Consider the following 26021-nt stretch of genomic DNA (forward strand, 5'->3'; position numbering starts at 1 on the left):
CACAGGGTAATACCCTGTCACAAGCTTAAGGTGTTTTATGTCTGATAAATCTGCACATTCAAACTATACTCGCGCGACCTTCGATGAGGTGATGGTGCCTAACTATAATCCAGCTTCTATTATTCCTGAGCGTGGCGAAGGTTCACGTGTCTGGGATCAGGATGGCAACGATTATGTTGATTTTGCAGGCGGTATTGCAGTAACCGCCCTAGGCCATAATCATCCAGCTCTAGTAAAGGCACTTAAAGATCAGGCCGATAAAATCTGGCACTTGAGTAACGTCTTTACTAACAAACCAGCTTTAGAGCTGGCAGACAAACTGACCAAAGCAACTTTTGCCGATAAGGTGTTCTTTGCTAACTCGGGTGGTGAAGCCAACGAAGCAGCCTTTAAATTAGTGCGTAAATATGCGCATGATAATTTTGGCCCTGAAAAAAGCGAAATCATTTCCTTCAAGCAATCTTTCCATGGTCGTACATTATTTACCGTTTGTGTAGGCGGTCAGCCTAAGTACACCGAAGGTTTTGAACCATTACCAGGCGGTATCTCGCACGCAGAATATAACAACCTCGAATCTCTGGAAGCTATCATCTCAGACAAAACTTGTGCGGTAGTGATGGAGCCAGTGCAGGGCGAGGGCGGTATAATTCCGGCCACTGAAGAGTTCGTAAAAGGCGTGCGTGCGCTATGCGATAAGCACAATGCACTGCTCGTGTTTGATGAAGTGCAAACTGGAGTTGGCCGTACCGGTCACTTGTATGCCTACATGGGAATGGGTGTAACTCCTGATGTGTTAACTACCGCAAAAGCTATGGGTGGCGGTTTCCCAATCGGTGCTATGCTAACTACCGATAAAATTGCAGCAAGCTTTGTTCCGGGTACTCACGGCAGTACATACGGCGGTAACCCACTAGGTTGTGCAGTATCAAGCGCGGTATTCGATACCATCAATACGCCTGAGATGCTTCAATCAGTATTGGACAAATCAGCCAAAATCGTTGCCCGTCTAGAAGAAATTGGCAAGAAGTACGATGTTTTTTCAAGCGTACGTGGCCGCGGTTTATTGCTCGGTGCAGTGCTTAATGAAAAATGGCAAGGTAAAGCCCGTCAATTCATCGAAGCCGGTTGGCAACATGGCGTGATGGTGCTTGTCGCGGGTATGAACGTCATTCGTTTAGCACCAGCACTAAACATTACCGACGAAGAAATTGAAGACGGCCTGAATCGCTTTGAAAAAGCCGTTGCCTCAATCGCTTAATCGGTCAGTTCGTACAAAAAGCCCCGCATCATGCGGGGCTTTTTGTATCTGTTACAAATTGATCCTGATCAATAAATAGCAAACTCATCTTTTGCTGGATTCTAATCATTGATCCAGGTCAATCTTTTAAATCTTAGGTGGACTATCTTTGTTGCGTCTAAAACAAAGAAGGAAATTCACCATGAAACAACTTATCAAATCAGCAACTGCGGTAGCGGTTGGCGCGGTATTATCTTTAACAGCAGTTGAGGCATTTGCACATAAAGAAGGCGACTTCATTTTGCGTCTAGGTGCGGCTCATGTCAGCCCAAATGACGATAGCTCTAATGTGTTAGGTGCTAATGATGGCGTTACCGTTGATTCTGCTACGGGCGTTGGCTTTAGTGGCACCTGGATGCTTAGCGATAACTGGGGTTTGGAAGTGTTAGCAGCATTGCCATTTACACACGATATTAATGGTTCTGGTGATTTGGCAGGTTTACCCATTGGTGAGACTAAACACTTACCACCAACGGTTTCATTCCAGTATTATCCAGAATTTGGTACTGATGACTTTAGTCCTTATTTTGGTCTTGGTGTGAACTACACAAAATTCTTCGAAGAAAAAGCATCGCCTGAACTTAAAGCGGCATTAAGCACCAATGATGTTCAACTTGAGTTGGATGATTCGTTTGGCCTGGCGGCACAAATGGGTGCCGACTGGAAAATTAGCGATAATTTCTACTTCAATACAGCGGTTTGGTATGTAGATATTGATACCGAAGCAGACGTTATAGTGAATGGAGCGACAGCTACCACTGTGGATGTACAAATTGATCCTTGGGTAGCTATGGTCGGTTTTGCCTGGCGATTCTAATACTTAAATTTTCAATAATTAATAGCACGTCATTGCGAGCGACTATAAGGAGCGCGGCAATCTGGTCAAAAAAGTTCGTAATAACATTTACGAGATTGCCACGTCATTTGGTCAGCAAATTGCGACCAAATGACTCGCAATGACAATATCTAAACTCAGCTTTGTGCTGTGTTTACTAACCTGTACTTTTTATTTGTGTTTCCAACTGCGGCCAGATGTTTTCTAACAAAATTGGCTGCGCTTTTACATTAGGATGTATGCCGTCATCCTGCATCAGTTCGTCGTTGCCACCAATGTTTTCTAAAAAGAAAGGAACCAGCTTCACCTTTTTTTCATTAGCCAGCTGGGCATAATTATCAAAGAATGCTTGCGCATAGCGTTGACCATAATTCGGTGGAATCTGTATCCCGAGCAATAAGACCTCGGCTCCTGAGCGTTTGCTGGTGTCAATCAGTTTGCTGAGGTTGCGTTTTATCGCATTGGGGGGAGTGCCGCGTAATGCGTCATTACCTCCAAGTTCGATGATGACAATTTCCGGGTCATGTTGTTCGAGCAAAGTGGGTAAGCGCAGTAAGCCCTGTGTCGTGGTATCACCGCTGATACTGCCGTTGATAACGGTGTGCGGGTAGCCCTCTTGCTGTAGTTTTTGATTCAGCAATTCGACCCAGCCCTGTTTAACGTCAATGTTATAGCCAGCACTTAAGCTATCGCCGAGCACCAAAATAGTGGGGTTTTCTTGAGCTTTTGCAGTTGTTGAGAGGTTAAAGACCGCAACAACTAGAAACAAAATCCACGCCAATTTCATCTTCATAGTGATATGCTTAGGTTAATTTTTTGATAACTCAATGGTATCAATGAGCAATGAATAAAATGTTAACAACCAACAATTTAACGAAAACCGTCAAACTGCCTGAACAATCTCTGACCATTCTATCGGAGGTAAGTTTAACCGTAAATGAACACGATAGTGTAGCGATTGTTGGCGCATCTGGCTCTGGCAAGTCTACTTTACTGTCGTTACTGGCAGGATTGGATACGCCATCAGAAGGCGAAGTGGAGCTTGCAGGGCACCCCATTCACAAACTTTCAGAAGATGAGCGCGCCGCAGTTCGTGCGCAGTATGTTGGCTTCGTCTTTCAATCTTTTCACTTGTTACCCGGTCTGACTGCACTTGAGAACGTTATGCTGCCGATTGAGTTGAAGGAAGATAAAAATGCTCAAATAAAGGCTAAAGAATTGCTTGAGAAAGTGGGGCTGGCTGAACGTTTGAGTCATTATCCTCACCAATTATCCGGTGGCGAGCAGCAGCGTGTGGCTATTGCGCGGGCGTTTGCGTCTGAGCCAAAAATTCTCTTTGCTGATGAGCCCACTGGTAATCTAGATACAGCCAATGGTGAAAAAATCATTGATCTGATTTTTGATCTTAATCAGCAGCTCGGAACGACCTTGGTGCTGGTGACTCATGATGATCGATTGGCTGAGCGTTGTCAGCGTTTAGTACGCCTTGAGGCTGGGAAAGTGATCGAAGATAGCGTTAATGAGTCATTCGAGCAGGCAAAAACGGCGGAGACGGCATAATGCGTGGAATGGCTTGGCGTTTATTTAAGCGAGACTGGCAGTCGGGCGAGGTTAAGGTTTTATTTTTTGCGCTCATGATCGCTGTTATGGCGATGGTAGCGATAGGTACCATTACTGATCGGACGCATCGCGCCATGGGTGAGCAGAGCAGTGAGTTTCTGGGAGCTGATTATACTCTGAGATCGCCTCGACCAATTGAGCAGGACTGGTTGGTTAAAGGACGCTCAGATGGACTGCAACTGACCGAGTCGACTGGTTTTTCAACAGTGCTGGCTAAAGGAGATGAGTTCCAGCTGGTCAGCGTAACGGCTCTTGGTGGTAAATTTCCCTTAAAAGGCGAATTTGAAATTGCTGATAAGCCTTTTACTCGCGGCCAAAATGTTCAGGCACAACCGGAGGAAGGAACGGTATGGGTGGAGCCGCGTGTGCTGGCGGTGTTAGGTGCGGAAAAAGGCGATAAAGTTGATTTTGGCTCGATTCAATTAACTGTGACAGGTGTGATTGTCGGTGGCCCGGGACAGGCCAGTGAAATGTTTAACGTAGCGCCTAAGGTTTACATCAATCAGAGCGATGTCGAGCGCGCCAATATCATTCAGCCCGGTAGCCGTGTTTCTTATACTTTATTTATAGCTGGTGACATTCAACCGCGTGAAAATTTCATCGGCTGGGTTAAGCCCCAGATGAACAAAACTCAGCGTTTAACCGGCGGTAAAGAAGGTACTCCTGCCTTGCAGGCCTCTATCGAACGGGCTGAAACTTTCTTACGATTGGCCAGTTTGATTTCAGTGGTTCTGGCCGGCGTTGCCATTGCCGTGGCAGCCGGGCGCTTTAGTCGTCGCCACTATGATTACGCAGCAATTTACCGCTGTCTGGGCATGCAGATCGCGCAGGTTCACCGCCTGTATTTGTCGCAACTGGTTATCATGGGGTTGATTGGCTCGGCGTTTGGCGTTGCATTGGGCTTATTGATCCAGCAGGTGATCATTGTTCAGTTTGCAGACTTCTTGCCTAAGCCTATGGTGCCAATTAATTGGGCGCCAGTGATTGCCGGCGGCTTGAGTGGTCTGGTGGTGCTGATTGGATTCGCCTTGCCAGCCTTCTTCCAAATTGCGCGCGTATCGCCATTGCGTGTTTTGCGTAAAGAAATGGTGCCGCAACCTGTTTCAAGCTGGCTCATTTATCTTCTAGCCATATTCACTATGGCACTGCTGATGTGGTGGCAAAGTGGCTCATTGAAGTTGGTTGGGATTTTGCTAGCAGTTGCGCTTGTTGCTTTTATCATCATTCGTTTAATGGCCTGGCTGATATTCAAAGTTGGTCTCTGGATCGGCAAACGCGGTTCAACGGCTGTGCGGTATGGTCTTGGACAACTTAAACGTTACCCTGCATTTACCATCAGTCAGGTAACCGCTTTCGGTCTAGCCTTCATCATCATGCTTTCAACTGTACTGATACGAAGCGAATTATTGAGTGAATGGCAAAGTCAGTTACCAGATGATGCACCGAATCATTTTTTGATTAACGTTCAGCCCAGCGAAGTTCCAAATCTAGAGTCTATCCTTGCAGAACAAAATGTCGAGACAGCAGGTATTTATCCGATGGTACGCGGCCGGGTTACTGGCCTCAATGGTAAGCCTATTGAAGAAGCTGTGTCCGAAGAAGCACAGAATGATGGATCATTGCGTCGAGAGCTGAATCTTACCTGGGTCGAAGAAGTTCCTGATGCGAACACTGTTGTAAAAGGTGAGTGGTGGAACAATCCTGAACAGCAACCCGATGAAAATGGCGCTTATCAGCTATCCATTGATCAAAACCTGGCAGGGCGCTTGGGTGTTGATATTGGAGACGTGTTTGAGTTTTCGATTGGTGGCGTGGATGTAAAGGGTAAAATCACCAGTTTCCGCGAAATCCAGTGGGATTCTTTTCAGCCGAATTTCTTTATGATTTTTGAGCCTGGTGCGTTGAATGAAAATATGGCGACCTATATCACCAGTTTTTATTTACCAGCGGAAAAGAAGCCTACATTGAACACAATTCTGCGCGAAATGCCGACGGTAACTATTATCGAACTCGATGCGATTATGGAGCAGGTGCAGACCATTCTGGATCAGGTTACAGCAGCGGTTGAGTTTATTATGTTGTTTGTACTGCTGGCTGGTATTGCAGTGCTGTATGCAGTGCTGCAGGCCAGTAAAGAGGAACGGGTTTTATCATCAACTCTGCTCAAGACATTAGGCGCACAAACCAAGTTTATTCGCATGACCTTGCTATCCGAACTGGCATTACTTGGCATCTTCTCCGGAATTCTTGGCGTGATTGGTGGGGAAGTGTTAGTCTTCGTGCTGTATCAGGAAGCTCTGGATATTGAGCCAGTTCTGCATCCCTGGTTCTGGTTATGGGTGCCATTAATTGCCGTGGCGTTTATCTGCCTGGCTGGTTGGTGGGGCCTCAAAAGTCTACTCAAACAACCCGCACACCAGGTTTTGAGGCAATTGTAAAATTACGAGACAAAGCTGTCTTTTCGACAAGGCTTTTAAAAAAAGTCTAGACAGTGACCATTAAAGATTGTTAATAATAAAAAAGGAATGGGCAGGGTTTATCTCTGCCCTTTGACCAACTTATATAATTAACTCATTGATAAAAAACGAGTTTTGGAACTTTTATGGGAAAATCTTTGGTTATAGTGGAGTCGCCTGCAAAAGCGAAAACCATTAATAAATACCTGGGAAAAGACTTTATCGTCAAATCGAGTATCGGTCACATTCGTGATTTGCCCACCGGATCGCAAAATAAAAAACCGGTGGACGCCAAAGAAAGAGCCAGAAAGGCAGCTGCGACGCGTAAGCTCTCCCCGAAAGAAAAAGCTAAACAAAAAGCGCTGAAAGAAAAAACGGCGCTTTTTGCACGTATGGGTATTAACCCAGAGAAGAGTTGGGAGGCGCAGTACGAAGTGCTTCCCGGAAAAGAAAAAGTTCTCAATGAATTAAAGAAGCTCGCTAAAGATGCCGACACTATCTATCTGGCAACGGATTTGGATAGAGAAGGGGAAGCCATCGCTTGGCACTTGCGCGAATTATTAGACGGCGATGAGAGTCGCTTTAAGCGCGTGGTCTTTAACGAGATTACCAAAAAAGCCATTCAGCAAGCGTTTTCAAAGCCTGGTGAGCTGGATATGAATTATGTCAATGCACAACAGGCTAGACGTTTTCTGGATCGCGTTGTGGGCTTCATGGTATCGCCATTGCTATGGCGTAAAATTTCTCGTGGTCTTTCCGCTGGCCGCGTTCAGTCTGTTGCAGTAAGGCTGCTGGTTGAACGTGAGCGTGAAATTCGTGCGTTTATTCCCGAAGAGTATTGGGATATTCACGCGAATACCTTAACGCAGTCCAAAGATGATTTACGCCTGCAGGTCAATAAATACCAAGGCAAAAACTTCCGTCCAAACAGTGAAGAAGAGACCAACAAGGCGCTTGAAGTTCTTAAGTCGTCAGACTACAAAGTGGTTACTCGTGAAGATAAACCACAAAAAAGCAAAGCCCCAAAACCTTTTATCACATCAACCCTTCAGCAGGCTGCCAGTACCAGGCTAGGCTTTGGGGTCAAGAAAACCATGATGATGGCTCAGCGTTTATATGAAGCTGGCTATATCACTTACATGCGTACTGATTCGACTAACTTGAGTGGGGATGCGGTTGAAGCCTGTCGCGATTACATCAAAACCAATATCGGTAAAGAATACCTACCGAAAGAGGCCAACAGTTACAGTAGCAAAGAAGGGGCTCAGGAAGCTCACGAAGCGATTCGTCCATCAGATGTTGCTAAGAAAGTTGGTCATCTCAATGGCATGGAAAAAGACGCAGAGCGTTTGTATGACCTTATCTGGCGTCAGTTTGTCGCCTGCCAGATGTTGCCAGCAGAATTTGATGTAACCAGTTTGAAAGTTCAGGCTGGTGATTACGAACTAAAAGCACGCGGTCGTGTGATGCGTTTTGACGGTTGGACCAAAGTCCTTCCGATGCAAAAGAAAAATGCTGAAGATGAAGAATTGCCGAATGTAAAAGAAGGCGAAATGCTTGAACTTAAAAAGCTTGAGCCCAAGCAGCACTTCACAAAACCGCCTGCACGTTATTCAGAGGCGGCTCTGGTAAAAGAACTGGAAAAGCGCGGTATTGGTCGTCCTTCTACCTATGCATCCATTATCTCGACAATTCAGGACCGTGGTTATGTTCGTTTAGAAAATCGTCGCTTCTATGCGCAGAAAATTGGTGAGATTGTCACAGAGCGCCTGGTCGAGAGCTTCAACGATCTTCTTGATTACTCATTCACAGCTACCATGGAAAAACATCTGGATGATATTGCTTCGGGACGTCAGAACTGGAAGGTAACGCTGGATGAATTCTACGATGAGTTTTCGAAACAGTTGAAAAAGGCTGATGAAGAAGAAGCCGACGGTGGCATGCGACGTAATGAAGCGGTCGAAACCGATATTCTGTGCGACAAATGTAAAACGAACCATATGGCGATTCGTAATGCCAGTACCGGTGTTTTCCTAGGCTGTATGGGTTACTCATTGCCGCCCAAAGAACGCTGCAAGAATACGGTTAATCTTATTCCGGGCGAAGAGTTTATTGCTGCCGACGAGGAAGAAGAAGCGCGTTATCTGCATGATAAGAAGCGTTGCAAGAAATGTAATTCGACCATGGATGATTATTTGGTAGATGAAAATACCAAATTGTATATCTGTGGTAATAACCCTGATTGCGATGGCTATGAAATTGAAAAAGGCGAATTCAAAATCAAGGGTTATGATGGCCCAGTTTTGGAGTGCGATAAGTGCGGCAGTGAAATGCAGTTAAAAACCGGTCGTTTCGGAAAGTACTTTGACTGCACCAACGAAGACTGTAAGAACACTCGTAAATTGCTTAAAAATGGCCAGCCTGCGCCGCCTAAAGCTGATCCGATACCAATGCCTGATCTACAGTGCGAGAAAGTTGATGACCATTACGTTCTTCGTGATGGTGCTGCCGGTATCTTCCTTGCGGCAAGTAAGTTTCCGCGAAATCGCGAAACTCGTGCGCCTGCAGTTGATGAGCTGATCACAGTAAAAGACAAACTGGATCCTAAGTATAAGTTCCTGGCAGAGGCACCACTCAAAGATCCAGACGGCAACCGTACTTTTGTAAAGTTCAGCCGTAAAACAGGTCAACAGTACGTTGCTGGTGTCAAAGATGATGGTAAAGCCAGCGGTTGGACTGCTTTTTATGAAAATGGAAAGTGGGTACCTCAAAAGTAGCACCTGTAAAAATAAAGCGTATATTCGCACGTTGTTTGTTAAAATCGGCCTGTCATCAAACTGGTGACAGGCTTTTTTGTACTAGGTTTAATTGAAATCAGTTGGGGCAACTGTATGTATTCATTATTACGATCATTATTGTTTATGCTGGATGGCGAGCGTTCGCATCACTTGTCGCTGAACAGTCTTAATCTGCTCAATCGGCTAAAGCTATCGGGCTTATTGTCACAACCCCTGGTTGATGACCCGGTCGAAGTGATGGGTATCAAGTTTCCAAACCGTGTTGGACTTGCTGCTGGCCTGGACAAAAATGGTGAATATATTGATGCCTTAAGCCACTTTGGTTTTGGTTTCATTGAAGTAGGAACCGTGACGCCTCGTCCGCAGCCGGGTAACCCGAAGCCTAGACTTTTCAGGATTAAAGATGCCGAAGCGATTATTAATCGCATGGGTTTTAATAATGATGGTGTAGATGCTCTACTGAGTAACGTTGAAAAAGCCCGGTTCAATGGTGTACTGGGAATTAATATCGGTAAAAACTTTGATACGCCAGTGGAAAAAGCGGTTGATGATTATCTGATCGGTATGGAGAAGATTTATCGTCGTGCAGATTATATGGTTGTAAATATTTCCTCTCCAAATACACCCGGACTTCGTGATTTGCAATTTGGTGAAACCTTGAAAAGCCTGTTGGAAAACCTGAAAAAGAAACAACAGGAGCTACATCAGGAACATAAAGTTTATAAGCCGTTAGCCATTAAAATTGCCCCAGATTTGTCTGCAACCGATATTGATCAGCTTGCTGATACCTTCAGACAATTTGAATTGGATGGCATCATTGCTACCAATACCACCTTTGATCGCAGTAAAGTCGAAGGCCTGAAACATGCTGAAGAACAGGGCGGCTTGAGTGGTAAACCACTGGCCAGCCAGTCCACCAAGGTAATTAAGCGTCTGGTAGAAGCTCTGGATGATTCAATCCCAGTCATTGGTGTTGGTGGGATTACTGATGAGCAGAGTGCTATCGATAAAATTGAGGCTGGAGCCAAACTGGTTCAGATTTACTCAGGGTTTATTTATCATGGTCCGCAGCTTGTATACGAAGTAGCGAAAGCCTTAAAAGAACACCAGCAGAACCAATAGCGCAAACTTTCAAAGCAAACCATTCTAATAGCCGTTATAATGACGGCTATTTCATTTATCGTTCGTGATCATGCAATTTTATGCCAGCTGCCCCAAAGGCGTTGAAGCTCTGTTAATAGATGAGCTAACTTCGCTAGGCGCTTCCAATCTTAAAGAACATCCTTCCCATATCGTCTTTGAAGGTGATTTAGAACTCGCCTATAAAGCTTGTCTTCATTCGCGTTTAGCCAATCGTATATACCTGTGCCTGCTGGATGAGGAGTTTAACTCTGTTGAGGATATGTACCAGAAGGTCAATAGTATTGAATGGAGCTGGCACTTTGATATGCAGCAGACTTTCGTAGTTGATGCTATTGCGCGTAAAAACTCCGACATTCGACATTCAGGCTTTGCGGCGCAGAAAGTCAAAGATGCGGTGGTGGATTATTATCAGGAACGATTTGAACAACGCCCATCGGTGGATAAAGACAATCCGGATTATCGTATTCATGCCATTATCAATGGCCGACAGCTTAAGATCGGTATTGATTTGGCTGGACGTAGTTTACATCAGCGTGGTTACCGACCGACTTCAGGTCGCGCTCCAATCAAAGAGAACCTCGCCGCTGCTTTGTTAATTCGAGCTGGCTGGCCTGAGCTTTCGAAAAAAGGTTACAGCTTCCATGACCCCATGTGCGGAACAGGTACTTTGTTGGTTGAAGCAGCGATGATTGCCTGCGATATGGCGCCCGGGCTGTTTAACCCTTCTTTTTCATTCGAGAACTGGAAGCAACATGATGCAGAATTATGGCAAACGACTATCGCCACAGCTCGTCGTCAATTTAATAAAAACAAATTGGCCCTAACTAATCGATTTATTGGCTCAGACAGCCACCGTAAGAGCCTGGACTTGGCTAAAGAAGTCATTCGCAATGCAGACTTTGCCGACTTCATAGAACTTAAGGAGCAGGATATTAGGCGCCCTACGCTCGAATTGTTTAATGAGCCGGGACTATTAGTTTCTAATCCGCCCTACGCGGAGCGCCTTGGTGAAGAAGATGAGGTCATGCAACTATATCGAGACTTTGGTGATTATATAAAAAGCCATTGTATCGGTTGGCAAGCAGCCATAATTACCAATGAGCCAGCATTTGCCAAAGCCATGGGTATGCGCTCACATAAGCAGTATAAATTTAAGAATGGTGCCATTGATTGCCAGCTATACCTGTTTGATGTGAAAGACGAGAACTTCTATAAGCCTTTCGATCCAACTGTTGTGAATCCAGACTGGGATAAGAACCTGTCCGATGGTGCTGTAATGCTGAAGAATCGCATTATTAAGAATCAGCAGCGCCTAAAATCCTACCTCAAGCAAAACGATGTAACCTGTTACCGTCTTTACGATGCAGACCTGCCTGAGTATTCAGCCGTTATCGATGTTTATGATGGTATGGTTCATATTCAAGAATACGCACCGCCAAAAGACATTCCTGCTAAAGTTGCACAGCGACGTCTCAATGAAATAGTTCGTGTCACATCAGGGCTGTTACAGATTCCTGAGGCTGAAATTGCGCTTAAGCAAAGACAGCGTCAAAAAGGTGACTGGCAGTATCAGAAGCAAAGTGAAGAGGAGCAGTTCCAGGTGGTTAACGAGCAAGGACTCCAGTTTTATGTGAATCTTAACCGTTATCTGGATACAGGTTTGTTCCTTGATCATCGTAAAACACGAAAAATGATCATGGCTGAAGCTAAAGATAAGCGGTTCCTGAACCTTTTCGCCTATACCGGTTCGGTGAGTGTCTATGCGGCAAAGGGTGGGGCAAAAACTACCACTGTTGATATGTCCAAGACCTATTTGAATTGGGGGATAAAAAACTTTGGCTTGAATAATATTCCAATTTACGGTCATGAGTTTATTCAGTCGGATTGTTTGCAGTGGCTTGATGAAGTACAGGGAGAAAGAACGTTTGACTTGATTTTCCTGGATCCTCCGACCTTTTCTAACTCCAAGCGAATGGATACAACCTTTGATGTACAACGAGATCAGGTTGATTTAATCGAAAAGACCATGAATTTGCTGGATAGTAAAGGAAAGCTCTACTTTTCAAACAACTTCAAAAAGTTTGAAATGGAAAAAGTACTAATGGATACCTTTGATGTGCAAGAAATTACAGCAAGAACCTTGCCAATTGACTTTCAAAAGAGTCGAAATCATCACAGGTGCTGGTTAATTCAGCATAAAGGTTAAACTTTATTGACTACAAAGAACTCTATCCATACTTTGCCAACCAATAGGCATTAAAAAACCCAGCCGAAGCTGGGTTTTTTATTAATAAGTCCTAAGACTTACTTTTTCTTTTTAGCTACGCGCTTTTTAGCAGGAGCCTTTTTCTTGGCTGGTGCTTTTTTCTTAGCGGGAGCTTTCTTTTTAGCAGGAGCCTTTTTCTTGGCTGGTGCTTTTTTCTTAGCAGGAGCTTTTTTCTTGGCTGGTTTCTTTTTAGCTTTTGCTTTTGCCTTAGCAGCAGCGGCTTTAGCTTTAGCAGCAGCTTTCTTCTTGTCCGCAGCAGCTTTCTTTCTCGCTTTAGCAGCAGCGGCTTTAGCTTTAGCAGCAGCTTTCTTCTTATCAGCAGCAGCTTTCTTCTTAGCTTTAGCAGCAGCTTTCTTCTCTGCAGCAGCTTTCTTCTTAGCTTCTTTAGCAGCCCAGTCTTTTTCAAACTTGGCAATTGCTTTTTCTAAAGCAGCTTGTTTAGTTGCTGCGGCTTTTGCATCAGCTAGTGCAGACTTAGTAGTGTCGTGAGCTTTAACGGCCTGATTAACTGCAGTCTTAGCCTTACGAACAGCTTCTTTAGCTTTCTTGGCAGCGGCTTTCGCAGCTTTGGTAGACTTACCCTTAGCTTTGTCAGCAGCAGCTTTCGCTTTGTCACCTGCTTTCTTGGCAGCATCACGAGCTTTCTTTACTGCGGCTGCAGCTTTCTTTTCTGCCGCTTCAAGTTGCTTCATAGTTGTACCCTTAGAAGCAGATTTTTTTACTGGTTTTTTAGCCATGGTCATTTCCCCTGTGTTGCGAGATGTTTTGATTAAAATTCAATCAAATTATACGGAAAGAAATTTAGAAAGTTAATAATTAATTATGCTAAAGTTGCAAATAACGAATCTTTTTTAATGTTTTTTAACAAAAATGAATGATAAAACGCAAAAAATATTTTTTTATACAACTTTTGGTTGTCATTTGTGTGAAAAAGTAGAGGCAATGCTAACTGAAATTTCACACCAGTATAAGGAGCAATTCCACTATCAAATTATTCCTTTCGATATTATTGATGATGATAAAATTTTTGAACGATATCGTTATTCAATTCCGGTTTTAAAAAAAGAAAATGAGGAAGAGGAATTAAACTGGCCATACGATTACGAACAACTTCGTCTTTGGCTAAATTTAAATTAGTGTCCGATATAAATTTAACTTCCCATCCACTACTTCGATTCTCTCTTAAACTGACCGCTTAAACCTTTTTAGAAGATACGGTAGTTGCTTTGTTCATATCTTCTAAAAGTTTCATTCTTACTTTTTAGGACTCTTTATTAACTTGACCATTATTGGCTAGTTCCTATCCTTTCTAATCGTAATCACTCGTCCTTGATGCAGATGCTTGACAAAGGTTGGGTTTGAACGTATGTTTCAAACAGTTGTTTGGAATTGATTGGGCAGGATAGTTAAAGCATGACTAAAACTGAGTCGACTAAGAGTCGGATACTGGATGCTGCAGAGCAGCTCTTTGCAGAGCGGGGCTTTGCGGAGACTAGCCTTAGAACGATTACCACGCGGGCAAGAGTGAATCTGGCCAGCGTCAATTATCATTTTGGCTCAAAAAAGTCCTTGATTCAGGCGGTATTCGACCGTTTTTTGCAGGATTTCACTAAAGAGCTGAGTCTTGAGTTGATGACTTTAGAGCAACTTGAGCCCGTTCAGCTTGAAGCAGAAAAACTGCTTAATGCTCTTATCAAGCCTTTGCTTAGTCTGAATTCACGTCGAGATAATGCAATTTCTATTTTTATGCGTCTATTGGGACGAGCTTATGCAGAAACACAAGGCCACCTTCGTCGGTATGTAACCGATAAATATGGTCATGTACTGGTTCGCTTTACTCATCTTTTCCAAAAAGGCTATCCCAGCCTGACCATCGACCAGATTTTCTGGCGATTGCACTACATGCTGGGCAGTATGATTTTTACTTTAGGTGGCAGTGAAGCATTACGTCAGATTTCACAGGCTGACTTTAATCGAGATTTGGGTGTTGAGGATGTGATCAAAGAAATGGTGCCATTCCTTGCAGCCGGTATGAAAGCGTAACGTTGAATAATTTTTGAGGTAATTTGAAATGATGGGTTTATTACAGATCGTTGTGATGTTGCTAGTGGTGGGCTTTTGCGCCTATCAGCGTATGGCAATGAAAAAAGCAATGATCATTAATGCTGCAGCTTTAGTTGTTTTATGGATTCATGGTGGGTTTACCTGGGGATTATTCATCTCACTACTGATCTTCGCAGTAGTTGCAACTTTCTATTTACTACCAGACTTACGAATTGACTGGATTTCCAGAAAAGCTTACTTGTTCATGCAAAAAGTATTACCGCCAATGAACGAGACAGAAAAAACAGCTTTAGAAGCTGGTGATGTTTGGTGGGAAGGCGATCTGTTCCGCGGAAACCCTGACTGGAACAAAATGCTGACTATCGCAAAACCTGCTTTGACTGAAGAAGAGCAATCGTTTGTGGATAATGAAACTGAAGAGCTGTGTTCTATGCTTGATGATTGGGACATTGTTCATAAGCGTAAAGATTTACCACCTGAAGTCTGGCAGTTCATCAAAGATAAAGGTTTCCTGGGAATGATTATTCCTAAAGAGTACGGTGGTAAAGGTTTCTCTGCACTTGCTCACTCGACGGTTGTAACCAAAATTGCAACGCGTAGCGGCAGTGCTGCTGTTACTGTCATGGTGCCTAACTCATTAGGACCAGGTGAGCTGTTACTGCATTACGGTACTCAAGAACAAAAAGATTACTATCTTCCTCGTTTGGCTAAAGGTGATGAGATCCCTTGTTTTGCTTTGACGTCACCAGTTGCCGGTTCTGATGCGGGTGCGATTCCGGATAAAGGTATTGTCTGTAAGGGTGAGTATCAGGGTAAAGAAGTTCTGGGTATTAAGCTGACCTGGAATAAGCGTTATATCACCTTGGCTCCAGTAGCTACTATCGTTGGCCTGGCATTTAAGCTTTATGACCCTGATAACCTAATTGGTGATAAAGAAGATTATGGTATTACCTGCGCCTTGATTCCTGCGGATCATCCTGGAGTTGAAATTGGTCAGCGTCACTTGCCAATGAATCAGGCGTTCATGAACGGTACGACTACTGGTAAAGATGTTTTCATTCCAATGGACATGTTGATTGGTGGTCAAGAGTTTGCCGGTCAAGGTTGGAGAATGTTGATGGAAAGCCTTGCTGCAGGCCGTTCTATTTCATTACCAGCGATGGGTACTGCGGTTGCTAAACTGTCCTATCGCATGACAGGCGCCTATTCATTAGTTCGTGAACAGTTCAAAACACCGATTGGTCGCTTTGAAGGTGTTGAAGAAGCCATGGCCCGCATTGCAGGTCTTGCTTATCGAACCGAAGCCAGTCGCGTGATGACTGCTGGAGCGGTTGATCTGGGCATTAAGCCATCAGTAGTATCTGCAATAGCGAAATATCACATGACAGAAATGGGGCGTGAAATCATGAATCATTCAATGGATATTCATGGTGGTCGCGCCATTATCATGGGTGAGCGTAATTACCTTGCCAATGGCTACATGAGTCAGCCAATTGGTATTACGGTTGAAGGCGCTAATATTCTGACCCGCAATCTGATGATCTTTGGTCAGGGTGCTATCCGTTGCCATCCTTATGTTTTCCGCGAAATGTTGGCAGCACAAATGGAAGACACTGAAGAAGGTGTTAAGCGTTTTGATAGTCTTCTGTTCCGTCATATCGGTTATGGTGTCAGTAATTTTGCACGGACCTTTGCTTTAGGTTTAAGTGCTTCTAAATTTGCCAATAAGCCTGTTGGCGGACAAACCGGTAAATATTACCAGCATTTGACTCGTATGAGTTCGGCATTAGCGTTAACCTCTGATATTGCCATGGGCATCTTAGGCGGTGACTTGAAGCGTAAAGAACGTTTATCAGCACGTTTGGCGGATGTATTGAGCCATCTGTATATGTGTTCAGCAGTATTAAAATACTATCAGGATAATGACCGTCCTTTAGCCGACCTGCCTTATGTAAAGTGGAACATGGAATACGGTCTGCATAAAATTCAGGAAGCATTCTACGACTTCTACGAAAACTTCCCGATAAAGGCTGTGGGTAAAGTCTTACGCTTCATTGCTTTCCCATACGGCAAAAGCTATTCCTACCCATCCGATAAGCTGGAGCAGGAAATTGTTAAGCCGATGATGCAAAACTGTGAAATCCGTGACCGTATTACTGAATATGCTTATGTCGGTAAAACTGCCGATGATGTCACAGGTCGAGTCGAGCTGGCGTTCCTGAAAGTATTGGCAGCTGATGAAGTACGTCGTAAGTTACGTAAAGCCATGAAGGCTGGTGAGCTGGACAAGCATGCTACCAATATGGAGCGTATTGAACAGGCGATTGAAAAAGGCATTATCAATCAGGAAGAGCAGCAGATGCTGGTCGATGCCGAAGAAGCTCGTATGGATGTGATTCAGGTGGATGACTATTCACACGAAGAAATCTCTGGCGTGGTTGAAGATAAGCCTAAGAAGAAAAAGGGGAAATCTGCCTAGTTGGCGGGATTGCTTGAAGAAGCAGGGCATTGGCCCTGCTTTTTTTATGCTTGATGTTCATCAAGAATCTATTAAGAGATAGAGAAAATGTTGGTCTAACCTGTCATCAAACCTTATCTTAGACCCTGAATATTTGGTATCCTTAAGGGATGAATAAAGATGGCCTAGCAGCCTGTGGTGCTTTTCGGCCCTATTGGAGTAGATATTATATGAGTCAGAAAGATAAATTAGTGATTTTCGATACAACCTTGCGTGATGGTGAGCAAAGCCCTGGCGCGTCAATGGACAAAGAAGAAAAACTGGAAATCGCTAAGCAGTTAGAGTTAATGAAGGTTGATGTGATTGAAGCCGGTTTTGCCATTGCCAGTCCTGGGGATTTTGAAGCGGTCAAACTAGTCGCGGATAACATTAAAGACAGCACCATCTGCTCACTTTCACGTGCAATGGAAAAAGATATTCAGGCTGCAGGAGACGCACTTAAAGGTGCAAACTCAGGCCGTATTCATACCTTTATTGCTACCTCGCCGTTGCACATGAAATACAAGCTGCAAATGGAGCCTGAGCAGGTCATCGAACATGCGGTTAAGTCTGTGAAGTTTGCGCGTAGTCTTTGTGATGATGTGGAATTCTCATGTGAAGATGCCGGTCGTTCTGAGTTGGACTTCATGTGTAAGATCATTGAGCAGGTGATTGATGCTGGTGCTCGCACTATCAATATTCCGGATACTGTCGGATATAACCTTCCAGACCAGTACGCGAATACTATCCAACAGTTGATCGAGCGGATTCCTAATTCAGATAAAGCTATTTTCTCAGTTCACTGCCACAACGATCTAGGTCTTGCTGTTGCAAACTCCTTGGCAGCAGTACAGAAAGGTGCTCGTCAGGTCGAATGTACTATAAATGGACTGGGTGAGCGTGCCGGTAACGCTTCTTTAGAAGAAGTGGTTATGGCTATCAAAACCCGTCCAGATTACTTCAATGTGGAAGTGGATATTGATACTCGCCATATTGTTCCTACTTCGCAATTGGTTTCTAAGATCACTGGTTTTGCTGTGCAGCCTAATAAAGCGATTGTTGGTGATAACGCTTTTGCGCATGAGTCTGGTATTCACCAGGATGGCGTATTGAAGCATCGCGAAACCTACGAAATTATGCGCGCAGAGGATGTGGGCTGGGCTAATAATCGTATGGTACTTGGTAAACACTCTGGACGTAATGCATTTAAGAGTCACTTGGCACAGTTAGGTGTGCAGTTTGATAACAATGAAGATTTGCATGATGCTTTTGTAGCTTTTAAGAAATTAGCCGACCAGAAGCACGATATTCTGGATGAAGATTTGCTAACGTTAGTAAAGCGCTAAGCTCGGTACTAACTTGTAATGACTGTCTGGAATCGTTCATATCTAGAAGCTATTGGCCTTCCTGTCTGGGTTTCCAGGCAGGGCGTTGCAGTTGACACAACGTCATCAGTTCATGATGTTCATTCAGAGACCAAAAGCGAATTAAGTGCAGAAGCCTCGGTTGATATTCGTCATGAAACGAATGTTGGTTTTGTGCTGCTTTCAGGCAATACACAGGCCAAAGCTTTCCTGCTGGCTACAGCTAATGAAGACTTGGAGCAGCTACAGAACAACTTCAAGGTTCTTCAGCAAGTCTGGACACAATGGCAAGACACAGAGTTGCCTTTGGCGTTGGTAAAGCTGGTAGAGCAAAGTGATTCAATGACAGATTTTGAGCCTATTAAAAGTCTTAAGGGTAAGCGAGTATTACTTTCTACAGACCAACCAGCCGAATTAGCCAACCTTACTACTGAACATGTTCCAAGCCTTAATTGGCAATCAGCCAATGATAAGAAAGGCTGGTGGCAACTGTTACAGAGTCTTGTCTAATCCAGTTGTTTTATTAAACACTCCACCCAATCAATCTATCATTCCTGCTAACAAATAGATGTTTTATCCCGATAATGACTATCATGTGCGCCAGCTGACCGATGCTGATTTAGAGCAGGTGTGTGCCATTGAAAACAGAGCCTACAAACTACCTTGGTCCGAAAAAATTCATGCACAGTGTATCGAGTCAGGCTATCCCAGCCTGGTATTGGAGCAGGGCGGCGAAATTATTGGGTATGCCATTTTTAACTACTTGTATGATGAATGCCATCTCATGAACATTGTTACCGACCCTGGCTTTCAAGGCCTGGGAGTGGCGAGTGTATTAATTTCAGCTATGTATGAAAAGGCAAAAGAGGCAGGGATGATCAAGGTCATACTGGAAGTTCGTGCATCAAATCGGGTAGCGATTGATTTTTATCATAAGCAGGAGTTTGTAGAGATAGGCCTTCGCAAAGAATACTATAAGACAGCAGATGGTAGAGAGGACGCACTGGTAATGGAAAGACTGCTTTAAGGAACTGATACCTCTACCGCTTTATTTGACTTGTTTGTAGTTAAAAAGACTTCAAATTGTTCTGTGACTAAAGGTCTGCTATACCAATAGCCTTGAATTTCTTCACAACCTTTTTCTTTTAAGAATTCTAGCTGCTCTTGTGTTTCAACACCTTCTGCAATTGTGGTTTTATGCAGGCTATGAGCCATTTGAATAATTGCTGTAACAATTGCCTGATCATCTATATCAGTCACAATATCTTTGATGAAAGACTGATCAATTTTCAGTTTATGTACAGCAAAGCGTTTAAGGTAACTCATAGACGAGTAACCAGTTCCAAAGTCATCGATTGAAACCTTGAAGCCTTGTTGGCTGAGTGCATCAATAGTTTTTCCTGCTACTTCAGGATCTTTTAACGCTACTGCTTCAGTCAGTTCGATTTCGATATTACTAGGTGAAACGCCAGCTTCCTGAATAATATTTGAAATGCGTTCTACCAGATTTTGTTGATGGAATTGCAGTGCAGAAATATTGATTGCAACGATTATTTCGGGAAGGCCTTTGCTTAGCCATTGTTTTTGTTGTGTGGCTACTTGCTGCAATACCCACTCGCCAATTTTCACAATTAAACCATTCTGCTCTGCAAGTGGAATAAATTCTGCTGGAGAGATTGCTCCCCATTCTGGATGCTCCCAGCGTAGAAGAGCTTCTGCTCCGACTATGGCGTTATCAGTCAGGCTGAGTTGTGGCTGATAAACCAGGTGAAATTGATCATTACTCAGAGCATCTTTCAGTGCCGCTGATAATTGTAATGACCGAAGTGAATGTTCCTGCATTTCCTGAGCAAAGAATCTAAAAGAATTACGACCATCCTGTTTAGCACGGTACATTGCCGCTTCTGCTCGCATCATTAACTTAACTGCACTGTTGCCATCATTTGGCGATAGAGCTAGTCCGATTGAGGTGCTTACTGAGAGTGCGTGTGAGTTGAATTTAATTTTACGCTGAATATTTTCAAGTAGCTTTTTAGAAATGATAGCAGCAGAGTGTTCGCTAGTGGCCGGAAGAACCGCAGCAAATGTATCTCCAGCAATTCTAGAAATAATTGATTGTTTACCAAGCTCAAAGCGTAATCGGTTAGCAACTTCTATTAAAATCAAATCACCAACTTGATGCCCAAGAGAGTCGTTAATAGTTTTAAAGTTATCCAGATCGAGCCATATTACTGTCATGGTCTGTTTCTGTCTAAAGCTATCATCTAATAACTGCTGAAGACGCTCTTCGAGCATTTCCCGTTTTAACAAACCTGTTAGCTGGTCGTAATTTGATAGCTGATGTATTTTTTCTTCAGCGATTTTCTTGAGAGTAATATCTTCCTTGTGAGCAACATAATTAATGATTTTACCTTGTTCATTACGAACTGGATAAATCATGGCAAATTCTGTGTATTGAGAACCATCCTGACGTTGACTGATGAGTTCTCCTCGCCATGCTTCTCCTCTTGCCAATTGTCGCCAGATACCTTTAAAGGTTTTGTCAGGGTCATTCTCGGCACTAAACTCTATGGGGCTTTTCCCAATCGCTTCTTGCTCACTAAAGCCAGTCGTTTCGGTAAAGGCTCGATTAACATATTGAATTTTTCCATCTGTGTCTGTAATAAGAACAGGGTATGGATTTTGATCGATGCCAGTGGAAAGGCGGCGTATGGTTGTATCCTGCCAGCGCTGTTTAATTAGATTCCAGATGGTATTTGCTAGTATTTGTAGAGTTTCAACATCCTGCTCATTATAGTCAGTCGCTTTATTGCCAACCCCAACCATCATTGTTACTTTGTTATTTTCTATAACTGGTAAGCTAATAAATCGTTTTAAATAAGCATGTCCATCGGGTAACCCCTTTTTAGCACTACTATCCTGATAATTATTGATAACTACCGGACGCTTAGTGCGAATTGAATCAGCCCATATACCAGCCTGATCAATTGGATAGTGATTTTCAAAATTTGCTGTACAGTGGTGGGCCAGAGTATTGGTAGACCAAGTAACAATTTTGATTATTTTTTGGGTCTCATCAATAAAGTGAATAAATGCGATGGAGCTATCGGTAAGATTTTCTGCAGTATCTACACTGTGTTGCATAAAGTGTTTTTCACCTCCTACATGGAGGTGGTTCTGAAGCTCTAAAAGGTGTTTATTAAGCTTTGCTTCATGAGCAATTTGTTGCTCGAATTCAATAGTACTACTAATGTCACGTGAGAGTATTAAAAACGTTGGGGGGTTCCCAGCTTGTGAAGCCTTTCGAGCAATTGATAGTTCAAAGGTATGCTCGCCAATTTGAGTATTTAACTTAATTCTTGCTCCTCTCGAGATACCGATTTTGTCTGCTACTTCCATGGCTTCAAAGCAGGTTTTGGCGGCTTCTTTACTCATAACCTGCTTGATGTTTTTACCCACCAGGTTTTCTGGCTTATCAATAAGCAGCTTGGGATCGCTGGAGTGAATCTCCACATGATTTCCCTTGGCATCAACCTCAACGAGAATGTCTGGAAGCGTATCAATTGTCGCAGATAGCTTTGCCTGAAGTTGTAACATGTTTATAAAGGGGCTTTGCACTGTTTCGACAAATAAACCTCTATATAGAAAACTAAAAGCAATAACTTTATAGACGTGTCCAATCAGGTTATACATATCCGATACGTTAGCATACAGAGTGAAAAAGAACTCACTCATGGCCATTGTTACCGCGGCAGCTACTAGCCAGTTGACGCCAAATTCTCTTACATGGCTTAGCTGTTTAATGAGCAAGAATCCTGAAAACAAGTAAATGCCAATCAATACATATTCGGTAATTACCTTAAAACTTGTTAGCCCTTCTCCCGGAATAAATGTGGCTGGGACTGACTGGGGGAAGTAGAGAAACCAAATATGAAAGAGTGCAACTATAATCAAAGCTAGGACCAGCCAGAAGTAGCGTGAAATCTTAGTTAGTTTTTGCTCGACTTTGTAGCTAATGCAGGCCACAAATAATAATGTCAGAGCCATCATAAATCTTGCAGCCAGCCAGAAGTTAATAGCTTTTTCAGGGCCACTTGGTGTAATAAATGGGGGCATACCCTGATAAGAAATTGTATGGGTAATATCCAAATGGAGAACTGTGAGAGCTCCTGTACCTAATATTATAACCTTGGGGCTGGGTTGAAATTTCTGAGTAACCCAGGCAATACCGAACACCATGCAGGCAACGGCTATTGCAATAATTTCGAGGGTGGTATGGAGTGGTAGGTATGAGGCAAGACCTCGACTTAGCTCAGGTTCGGGTAAAACCAGAACAATACCCATTGAGATGACTAATGTAATAACCCAGGCTGACACGGAGCGGTCAGAGCTTTGAAGACTTCTGAGCTTTGTTAGCATACTTATCGGGTCATCCCCCTTTTGGCAAAGTAGAAGCAGAATCTAGTTATGCTTTTTAGTACTGCATCTACGTAACACTGTTTATAGCAGTTTATTAGGAAATGCTCAACTAATCTTGAAATTTGCTGCAGTGTTGGAAATTAGTTGGAGAGCTCTTAGGACATAATGAATATAAGTCTTTTGCAGAGGATAAGCTTGACACAGACTTCTAAATAACTAGCCTAGTGGCAACTACTCGGTACTTTTAAAACCAAATTATGCAGCAAAAAATTACAGAATGGCTGAAAAATCATGGCGTTGAGTTTTCGGACATAACAGCGCTTGCTTCAGTATTGGGGCTTATCGTCCTGATATCTGTAGTGGTTCACTTGATTCTACATCGTGTGGTTCTGCGCTTTGTGGAGAATAGAGCTCGCCAGTCCAAGAAGCTTTGGAAGCGCTCTTTATTCGAAAATAAGCTGTTTAACCGCTTTGCTCTGATGATTCAGGGTATCATAATCTATATTCAGGCGGGACTCTGGTTAATGCCAGAATCTATTGTCTTGAACTGGATTCAGACCATTACCCTGTTGTGGATCCAGCTCTTTGCCTTGCTAACCATCTTCTCGTTTTTAGATGCGCTTTATTTAATGGGGCAAAAGAAAACTGAAGCCAAGGCATTGCCACTAAAAGGTATATTCCAGAGCATTAAAATTGTGGCGGTGTTGGTAGTCGCCATTTTGGCTATTTCAATTTTAGCCGGAAAATCTCCAATACTGATTCTGAGTGGCTTAGGGGCCATGACGGCAGTAGTTATGTTAGTGTTCAAGGATCCTATTCTTGGTCTGGTTGCGGGCATTCAACTATCTGCCAATGATATGCTGGAAGTGGGTGACTGGCTGGAAATGCCGCAATATGGTGCTGATGGTGATGTGATTGAAATTGGACTGACAACGGTCAAAGTTCAGAATTGGGATAAGACCATTACTACCATTCCAACCTATGCCTTAATTTCAAACTCATTCAAAAACTGGCGCGGAATGATGGAGTCGGGTGGGCGACGGATCAAGCGTTCGGTGCTGATTGATTCCAGCAGCGTTGAGTTTTTATCCGATCAGGTTATTGAGAAATTAAGTAAGTCAAAGTTATTAGCTCCTTATCTCCAGCAGAAACTTGATGAAGTCAAAAAGTACAATGAAGAGAACGGGGTGGATATGTCCTTAAGAATTAATGGTCGTCGTTTGACCAATCTTGGGACTTTCAGAGCTTATTTATTGAATTATCTAAAAAATCACGCTCAAATCCATCAAGAGCTGACTTTAATGGTTCGTCAGCTAGAAGCTTCTGCCAATGGGATTCCTTTGGAAATTTATGCCTTTACCAAGACTACTGACTGGGCTGTTTATGAGGGCATTCAGTCAGATATTTTTGATCATATTTTTGCGGTGCTGCCTGAATTTGGCCTGAGAGTGCATCAGTCACCAACTGGCTATGACGTCAGATCTCTGGCATTTGCCAGGGATGGAAGGGGACATGATCAACCAGCAACTGGGGCAAAAGCTGAACAAAATAAATCCAGCTAATTGCCGTTCAAACTATGACAACGGGCGGCAAACGCTTATAATTGCCGCCTTATTGCTTCCGCCCATGTTTTACCTAAGAGAGTCGCATGTCGAAAACTGATTCAAAACTCGTGTCTCAAATTGAGAATCGCCGTACTTTTGCCATTATTTCACACCCGGATGCCGGTAAAACGACCATTACCGAAAAGGTTTTGTTGTTCGGAAACCAGATCCAGGAAGCCGGCGTAGTAAAAGGGCGTGGTGGTAAGCATGCGACTTCAGACTGGATGGAGCTGGAAAAACAGCGTGGTATTTCGGTTACTACTTCGGTGATGCAGTTTCCTTACGGTGGCCGTACTGTCAACCTGTTGGATACTCCAGGACACGAGGACTTCTCTGAGGATACTTATCGAACTTTAACTGCCGTTGATTCGGCGTTGATGGTTATTGATGCGGCAAAGGGTGTGGAAGCCAGAACCATTAAGTTGATGGAAGTTTGTCGCTTACGTGATACCCCTATCATTACCTTTATGAACAAGATGGATCGCGATATTCGTGATCCAATTGAGCTGCTGGATGAAGTTGAAGATGTCTTAAAAATTAACTGCTCCCCAGTAACCTGGCCCATCGGCATGGGTAAGCAGTTCAAAGGTGTTTACCATATCCTTGAAGATAAGACCTACCTTTACCAATCTGGTCAGGGTCACAAGATTCAGGAAGAGCGGATCATTGAAGGTTTGGATAACCCGGAACTTGATGAAGCTGTGGGCTATCTGGCTAACGATTTACGTGAAGAGTTAGAGCTTGTACAGGGCGCCAGCCACGAGTTTGATTTACAGGAATTTCTGGAAGGTAAGCTAACGCCAGTCTTTTTCGGTACGGCACTGGGTAACTTCGGGGTTAACCATATGCTGGATGGCCTGGTTAAATGGGCTCCTTCACCATTAGCCCGTGAGGCGGATGAGCGTATGGTTGAGGCGACCGAGCCAACCTTTTCTGCCTTCGTTTTCAAGATTCAGGCCAACATGGATCCACAGCACCGCGACCGTATTGCTTTCGCCAGAATTTGCAGTGGTAAGTACACCAAAGGGATGAAAATGCGTCATGTGCGTTTAAACCGTGATATGACGGTCAGCAATGCGTTGACCTTCCTGGCTGGTGATCGTGAGCATCTCGAAGAAGCCTATGCTGGCGATATCATCGGTTTGCATAATCATGGCACCATTCAAATTGGTGATACCTTTACTGAAGGCGAGGTTATGAAGTTTAAGGGCATTCCAAACTTCGCTCCTGAATTGTTCCGTCGCGTTCGTCTACGCGACCCTTTGAAGAATAAAGCGCTTATCAAAGGTTTGGTTCAGTTATCCGAAGAAGGTGCAACTCAGGTGTTCCGCCCGCAAAATTCAAATGACCTTGTGCTTGGTGCGGTCGGTGTGCTGCAGTTTGATGTGGTTGCGCATCGCCTCAAAAACGAATATAAAGTGGAATGTATCTATGAGCAGGTAAATGTCTCAACGGCACGCTGGGTAGAGTGTGACGATGAGAAGAAGTTTGAAGAGTTCAAGCGTAAGAATGCCGATAACCTGGCTCTGGATGGAGGGGACAACTGGACTTATTTAGCACCGACCATGGTTAATTTGAACTTAGCCATTGAGCGTTGGCCAGATGTTCGATTCTTTGAAACACGCGAGCACTAGGTCAGTCGACATAAATCCTGTGCT

Annotated in this window: 17 protein-coding genes and 1 pseudogene; 15 read left to right on the top strand and 3 right to left on the bottom strand. The window is 43.7% G+C overall.

Annotated features, from left to right (window positions below; all coding sequences use genetic code 11):
- Positions 1-37: 37 nt before the first annotated feature.
- Positions 38-1258 carry an aspartate aminotransferase family protein gene (locus CW740_RS03595; RefSeq protein WP_106646250.1) on the top strand — a complete coding sequence of 407 codons (1221 nt, stop codon included), beginning with the start codon at positions 38-40 and terminating at the stop codon, positions 1256-1258.
- A 181-nt stretch (positions 1259-1439) separates the two neighbouring features.
- Complete coding sequence (locus CW740_RS03600) at positions 1440-2114, top strand: OmpW/AlkL family protein (RefSeq protein ID WP_106646251.1); 675 nt, start codon at positions 1440-1442, stop codon at positions 2112-2114.
- A 175-nt stretch (positions 2115-2289) separates the two neighbouring features.
- Here CW740_RS03600 and CW740_RS03605 read toward each other — a convergent pair whose 3' ends face one another.
- Positions 2290-2925, bottom strand: coding sequence for an arylesterase (locus tag CW740_RS03605; RefSeq protein ID WP_106646252.1), 636 nt, complete (start codon positions 2923-2925; stop codon positions 2290-2292).
- Between the two features lie 50 nt (positions 2926-2975).
- On the opposite strand from CW740_RS03605, the gene CW740_RS03610 reads away from it, so the two are divergent.
- The 5 genes from CW740_RS03610 to rlmKL all read left to right on the top strand — a co-directional run bounded on the left by CW740_RS03610 (position 2976) and on the right by rlmKL (position 12355).
- Complete coding sequence (locus CW740_RS03610; RefSeq protein WP_106646253.1) at positions 2976-3692, top strand: ABC transporter ATP-binding protein; 717 nt, start codon at positions 2976-2978, stop codon at positions 3690-3692.
- On the top strand, positions 3692-6190 hold the full coding sequence (locus CW740_RS03615; protein WP_106646254.1) for an ABC transporter permease: 2499 nt from the start codon (positions 3692-3694) through the stop codon (positions 6188-6190). The genes CW740_RS03610 and CW740_RS03615 overlap by 1 nt, the downstream gene beginning before the upstream one ends.
- 164 nt (positions 6191-6354) lie before the next feature.
- A complete protein-coding gene (gene topA / locus CW740_RS03620) occupies positions 6355-8985 on the top strand; it encodes a type I DNA topoisomerase (RefSeq protein ID WP_106646255.1) in 2631 nt (876 codons plus the stop codon).
- A 114-nt stretch (positions 8986-9099) separates the two neighbouring features.
- A complete protein-coding gene (locus CW740_RS03625; RefSeq protein ID WP_106646256.1) occupies positions 9100-10128 on the top strand; it encodes a quinone-dependent dihydroorotate dehydrogenase in 1029 nt (342 codons plus the stop codon).
- Positions 10129-10198: 70 nt separating this feature from the next.
- A complete protein-coding gene (rlmKL, locus tag CW740_RS03630; RefSeq protein WP_106646257.1) occupies positions 10199-12355 on the top strand; it encodes a bifunctional 23S rRNA (guanine(2069)-N(7))-methyltransferase RlmK/23S rRNA (guanine(2445)-N(2))-methyltransferase RlmL in 2157 nt (718 codons plus the stop codon).
- Positions 12356-12453: 98 nt separating this feature from the next.
- On the opposite strand, the gene CW740_RS03635 is transcribed toward rlmKL, so the two are convergent.
- Positions 12454-13152: a hypothetical protein gene (locus CW740_RS03635; protein WP_106646258.1), complete on the bottom strand. Its 699-nt coding sequence runs from the start codon at positions 13150-13152 to the stop codon at positions 12454-12456.
- A 133-nt stretch (positions 13153-13285) separates the two neighbouring features.
- Between CW740_RS03635 and CW740_RS03640 the strand changes: the two genes are divergently transcribed.
- The 6 genes and pseudogenes from CW740_RS03640 (at position 13286) to rimI (ending at position 19367) form a co-directional block, all read left to right on the top strand.
- On the top strand, positions 13286-13552 hold the full coding sequence (locus CW740_RS03640) for a glutaredoxin family protein (RefSeq protein WP_106646259.1): 267 nt from the start codon (positions 13286-13288) through the stop codon (positions 13550-13552).
- Positions 13553-13828: 276 nt separating this feature from the next.
- Positions 13829-14458: a TetR/AcrR family transcriptional regulator gene (locus tag CW740_RS03645; RefSeq protein ID WP_018625466.1), complete on the top strand. Its 630-nt coding sequence runs from the start codon at positions 13829-13831 to the stop codon at positions 14456-14458.
- Positions 14459-14489: 31 nt separating this feature from the next.
- Positions 14490-16958 (top strand): acyl-CoA dehydrogenase, encoded by a 2469-nt coding sequence (locus tag CW740_RS03650; protein ID WP_188459760.1) that lies wholly within the window; start codon positions 14490-14492, stop codon positions 16956-16958.
- Between the two features lie 209 nt (positions 16959-17167).
- Positions 17168-18313, top strand: a pseudogene (locus CW740_RS03655) (2-isopropylmalate synthase); the annotation flags it as partial.
- A 27-nt stretch (positions 18314-18340) separates the two neighbouring features.
- Positions 18341-18850 (top strand): hypothetical protein, encoded by a 510-nt coding sequence (locus tag CW740_RS03660; protein WP_106646262.1) that lies wholly within the window; start codon positions 18341-18343, stop codon positions 18848-18850.
- A 58-nt stretch (positions 18851-18908) separates the two neighbouring features.
- Complete coding sequence (gene rimI, locus CW740_RS03665) at positions 18909-19367, top strand: ribosomal protein S18-alanine N-acetyltransferase (protein ID WP_106646263.1); 459 nt, start codon at positions 18909-18911, stop codon at positions 19365-19367.
- Here rimI and CW740_RS03670 read toward each other — a convergent pair.
- On the bottom strand, positions 19364-22759 hold the full coding sequence (locus CW740_RS03670; protein ID WP_106646264.1) for an EAL domain-containing protein: 3396 nt from the start codon (positions 22757-22759) through the stop codon (positions 19364-19366). The two genes, rimI and CW740_RS03670, sit on opposite strands and share 4 nt — an antisense overlap.
- A 257-nt stretch (positions 22760-23016) precedes the next feature.
- Here CW740_RS03670 and CW740_RS03675 point away from each other — a divergent pair, with 257 nt between their 5' ends.
- Together CW740_RS03675 and prfC are read left to right on the top strand one after the other, a co-directional pair.
- Positions 23017-24321 carry a mechanosensitive ion channel family protein gene (locus CW740_RS03675; protein WP_106646265.1) on the top strand — a complete coding sequence of 435 codons (1305 nt, stop codon included), beginning with the start codon at positions 23017-23019 and terminating at the stop codon, positions 24319-24321.
- Positions 24322-24407: 86 nt separating this feature from the next.
- Positions 24408-25997, top strand: a complete 1590-nt coding sequence (prfC, locus tag CW740_RS03680) for a peptide chain release factor 3 (protein ID WP_106646266.1) — start codon at positions 24408-24410, stop codon at positions 25995-25997.
- Positions 25998-26021 lie beyond the last annotated feature (24 nt).

Source organism: Kangiella profundi, assembly GCF_002838765.1.
In the GTDB taxonomy this organism is placed as follows: Bacteria; Pseudomonadota; Gammaproteobacteria; order Enterobacterales; family Kangiellaceae; genus Kangiella; species Kangiella profundi.